The sequence below is a fragment of the Phenylobacterium sp. genome (assembly GCF_036723115.1).
GTDB lineage: Bacteria > Pseudomonadota > Alphaproteobacteria > Caulobacterales > Caulobacteraceae > Phenylobacterium.
The window spans coordinates 1-4,187 of record NZ_DAIMHV010000194.1; the positions used below are offsets into that span (position 1 = coordinate 1).

Annotated in this window: 4 protein-coding genes; all 4 read left to right on the forward strand. The window is 68.1% G+C overall.

Going from position 1 to position 4,187, the window contains the following annotated elements; translation table 11 throughout:
- Positions 1-874: 16S rRNA (cytidine(1402)-2'-O)-methyltransferase (gene rsmI / locus V7D28_RS14150; RefSeq protein ID WP_333588028.1), on the forward strand; the 874-nt coding region annotated here is incomplete at its 5' end.
- Positions 861-1,250: a YraN family protein gene (locus V7D28_RS14155; RefSeq protein WP_333588029.1), complete on the forward strand. Its 390-nt coding sequence runs from the start codon at positions 861-863 to the stop codon at positions 1,248-1,250. The genes rsmI and V7D28_RS14155, both read left to right, overlap by 14 nt.
- 12 nt (positions 1,251-1,262) lie before the next feature.
- Positions 1,263-2,081 carry a SirB1 family protein gene (locus V7D28_RS14160; protein WP_333588030.1) on the forward strand — a complete coding sequence of 273 codons (819 nt, stop codon included), beginning with the start codon at positions 1,263-1,265 and terminating at the stop codon, positions 2,079-2,081.
- A 78-nt stretch (positions 2,082-2,159) separates the two neighbouring features.
- Complete coding sequence (gshB, locus tag V7D28_RS14165; RefSeq protein WP_333588031.1) at positions 2,160-3,101, forward strand: glutathione synthase; 942 nt, start codon at positions 2,160-2,162, stop codon at positions 3,099-3,101.
- Positions 3,102-4,187 lie beyond the last annotated feature (1,086 nt).

A 4,187-nucleotide genomic window follows, 5' to 3' on the forward strand; every position in this document is an offset into this window, starting at 1 on the left:
CCTCCCGTCCCCCAGCCTGTCGCAAGCCCCCCTGTCGCCGGGGCTTTATGTGGTGGCCACGCCCATCGGCAATCTGCGCGACATCACCCTGCGGGCCCTGGACGTCCTGTCGGCCGCGGACCTCATCCTGGCTGAGGACACCCGGGTCACGGGAAAGCTCCTGTCCGCCTACGGGATTTCCGGCCGCATGGAGCGCCATGACGAACACGCCGCCGAGCGGGCTCGGCCCAAGGCCCTAGCCGTGCTCGAACAGGGCGGCCGGGTGGCGCTGGTCTCGGATGCGGGCACGCCGCTGATCTCCGATCCGGGCTATCGTCTGGTGCGCGAGGCCGCAGCCGCGGGCCACCCCGTCCATCCCGTGCCCGGGGCCTCAGCCCTGCTGGCGGGGCTTTCAGTGGCGGGCCTGCCGTCGGACCGGTTCCTGTTCGCGGGCTTCCCGCCGCCCAAGAGCGCCGGCCGTCGGGCCTTCCTGACCGAACTGGCGGGCATCCGCGCCACCCTGGTCTTCTTCGAAGGCGCCTCGCGCCTGGGTGACAGCCTGGCCGACATGGCCGCCGTGCTCGGCCCGCGCGAAGCGGTGGTCTGCCGGGAGCTTACCAAGCTCTATGAGACGGTGGTGCGCGGCCCCCTGGACGTCCTGGCCGCCGATCCCAGCCTCGAGGCCCCCAAGGGGGAGATCGTCATCCTCGTGGCGCCGGGGCGGGAGATGGAGGCCACCGCCGCCGACGCCGACATGGCCCTGCGCGAGGCCCTGCGCCGCCTCAAGCCCGCCGAGGCGGCCGGCGAAGTGGCCAAGGCCCTCGGGCTTCCCCGCCGCGACCTCTATCGCCGGGCGCTGGAACTGAAATCGGAGCCGGCCGGTGAAGAGGCCTGAGCGCGCCGAACAGCGCCGCCTGCGGGGCGGAGCCGCGCGCAAGACGGGGCGCCGGGCCGAGGCCCTGGCCGCCCTGTGGCTGATGGCCAAGGGTTACCGCATCCTGGGCTTTCGCCTGCGCACCCGCCTGGGGGAGATCGACCTGCTGGCCCAGAAGGGGACGGTCCTAGCGGTGGTGGAGGTCAAGCAGCGGGCGACCCTGAACGCCGCGCTTGAGGCGGTCAGCCTGGAGCAGCGCCAGCGACTGCGCCGCGCCGGCGAGGCGGTGGCCGGCGCCCGGCCCCGGCTCAAGGCCCTGGCGGTGCGGCTGGACCTGGTGGCCCTGTCGCCCGGCCGCTGGCCCGCCCACCTCGCCGACGCATGGCCCGGTTCTTGATAGGCCGATCCCATGACCCGCACTGAGGCAGAGGCCGTCATCCGCGCCGCCGGCGAAACCCCGCCGGAAGCCGAGTTCCCCCTGCTGGAAGCGGCCATCGCCTGCGCCCTCCATGAGTCGCCCGAGCACGATCCCCAGGCCGCCCGCGCCCTGGCCCGGGCCGGGATCGAGCGCCTCGCCCAGCGGCTGAAGGTGGAATCCGCCGAAGAGGCCCTGGCCGAGACCCTGGCCGGGGATCTGGGGCTCACCGGCGATCTCTTCACCCCGAACCATCCCGACAACGCCGACATCATCGCCGTGGCCGAGCGTCGGCGGGGCCTGTCGGTGACCCTGGGGATCTTCTATCTGCATGTGGGGCGGGCCTGCGGCCTGGATCTCAAGGGCGTGGACTTCCCTGGCCACTTTCTGCTGCGCATCCAGACGCCCGAGGGACCGCTGGCGCTGGATCCCTTCAGCCATGGCCGGGTGGTGCTGCCCTCGGAGCTGACGCGGCGGGCCCTGCATACCGGCCTGACCCCCAATGTCGCCGACCGGCTGGACCTGCTGATGGCGCCGGTGAGCGAGCGGGCCGTGCTCATCCGCCTGCAGAACACCATCTTCGCCCACGCCCTGGGGGAGGGGGACTTCCCCCGGGCCGAGCGCTCGGCCCTGCGCCGGGCCCTTCTGGACCCGGACGACCACCGCCCCTGGCTGGACGTGGCCGCCGCCCGGGAGGGGCAGGGCGCCCTGGCCGGCGCCCTGGAGGCCCTCTCCTGCGCCAGCGCGCTCGACCAGGGGGCGGCCCTGGCCGCCCGGGCCCAGCGCGAACGGGTCCGGCTGCAGCTCAACTGACGCTTCCTGGAAGGCTTTGGCTGGCGCAGGTCCAGTCGGCCGCCTATGTCGGAGCCTGCACAGGAGGAGGAGAGCCGCATGGCCCTGAAGGTCGCCGTCCAGATGGACCCGCTCGAGCGCATCAATATCGACGGGGACACCACCTTCCTGATGATGTTGAGCGGCCAGGCACGGGGGCACAGCCTGTTCGTCTACACCCCTGACCAGCTGGCCCTGGAAAACGGCCGCGCGCTCGCCCGCGGCCGGGCGGTGACGGTCCAGGACGTGAAGGGCGACCATGCCGCCTTTGGCCCTTGGGAGCGGGTGGACCTGTCGGAGATGGACGTGGTGCTGCTGCGTCAGGACCCCCCCTTCGACATGGCCTATATCACCACCACCCACATCCTGGAGGCGATCCACCCCAAGACCCTGGTGGTGAACAATCCCGCCGAGGTGCGCAACGCCCCGGAAAAGCTGTTCGTCACCGGCTTCCCCGGCGTGCAGCCGCCCACCCTGATCACCTCCGACCCCCAGGCCATCTATGACTTCCGCGCCGAGCACGGGGATATCGTGCTCAAGCCGCTCTATGGGGGCGGCGGCTCGGGGGTGGCGCGGCTCCTGGCCGAAGACCCCAATCTCGACGCTCTCCTGGAACTGCACGCCATGATCGGCCGCGAGCCGGTCATCGCCCAGAAGTTCATTCCGGCGGTGTCCAAGGGCGACAAGCGCATTCTGCTGGTGGACGGCGAGCCGGTGGGCGCGGTCAACCGCGTGCCCGGCGCCGGCCAGATCCGCTCCAACCTGCGGGTGGGCGGCCGGGCCGAGGCCGTGGAGCTGACCGCGCGCGATCAGGAGCTTTGCGCCATCATCGGGCCGGAGCTGAAGCGCCGGGGCCTGATCTTCGTGGGCATCGACGTCATCGGCGACTACCTCACCGAGATCAATGTGACCTCGCCCACGGGCGCGCGCCAGTTGCAGCGGTTCACGGGGGTGGACGCCACCGATCGGATGTGGACAGTGGTGGAAGCCCGGCGCGGCTGAGGGGCCGGTTCCGCCCAGCGGAAATCGCTGCTCACGGCATAGCCTGCCCCCGCAGACGGGTATTTCCGTTTCGCCCTTGTCTTCTATTCCCTGAATATTCTACCTTTGTTCGCACTCTGATCCGGCCCTTGGCCCGATCTGTGGATAATTTCGCCCCGGGCGTGATTGTGCGGACATCACCTCCTCCGCGGAGCGGGTGAGAGGGGAGTGCCTTTTTCGCAACCATAAGTAATTGCCTTCGCCCAACTTAATGGAGTAAATGGTTAAGCTTGGTGGGGAGGCTAAAATGATAGAGCGTCACGCAATTCGAACCGTGGTCGGTTTGCTAGCGGTGCTGGTCGTGGGGGCTACGGCGGCGCCCGCTGAAGCGCGCCAGATGACGGATGCGCAGATCCGAGATGCAATCGTTCGGGAATCGATAGCGTCTTATTCCGGTAACTGTCCTTGCCCTTACAATACAGCTAGCAATGGAACGAGCTGCGGGAAGCGAAGTGCATACAGCCGTCCCGGCGGATATTCGCCGAAATGTTATCCAAGCGATGTGAGTGAATCCGAGGTTCAATCATATCGTCGTCGGAACGGTGTTTAGAACTCTGAAAAAGAGGATGGCAATGAAGAAGTTCATACTCTCTGTAATCGCACTGATGTTTGCCGCTACGAATGCGTTTGCGGCGGATGTTTATGTGCGAGGCCATTATCGGAAAGATGGAACCTACGTGGCGCCGCATTACCGGACAGCCCCAAACTCCACAACGAGCGACAATTACTCAACTAGAGGGAACTACAATCCCTATACCGGCCAAGCAGGGACAAAGCCGGACTCGCGTCCGTCGTATGGATATCCGGCACCGCAATCCAATAATCGGCCGACATATGGCTCGGGAAGTGGCTCGCAATCGCCGACATATAGGCCGTACACCCCGACTTGGGGCTCTTCCGCCCCTGCGCCCTGCGCTAGTGTTTACGGTTGCTAAGCTCTGACGAGGCGTTTGGTGGCCTGCGGGACTCCAGCGCCTCCTCCGGCCGCACTGACCTGGCCGAGGCGCTGATCTACCGACGGGTCTCCAGCGCGCCGGGGGTCCTGGC

Excerpts from the sequence above, each read along its gene's own strand:
- gshB (WP_333588031.1), top strand. The coding sequence starts at position 2,160 with ATGGCCCTGAAGGTCGCCGTCCAGATGGACCCGCTCGAGCGCATCAAT.
- V7D28_RS14160 (WP_333588030.1), top strand. The coding sequence starts at position 1,263 with ATGACCCGCACTGAGGCAGAGGCCGTCATCCGCGCCGCCGGCGAAACC.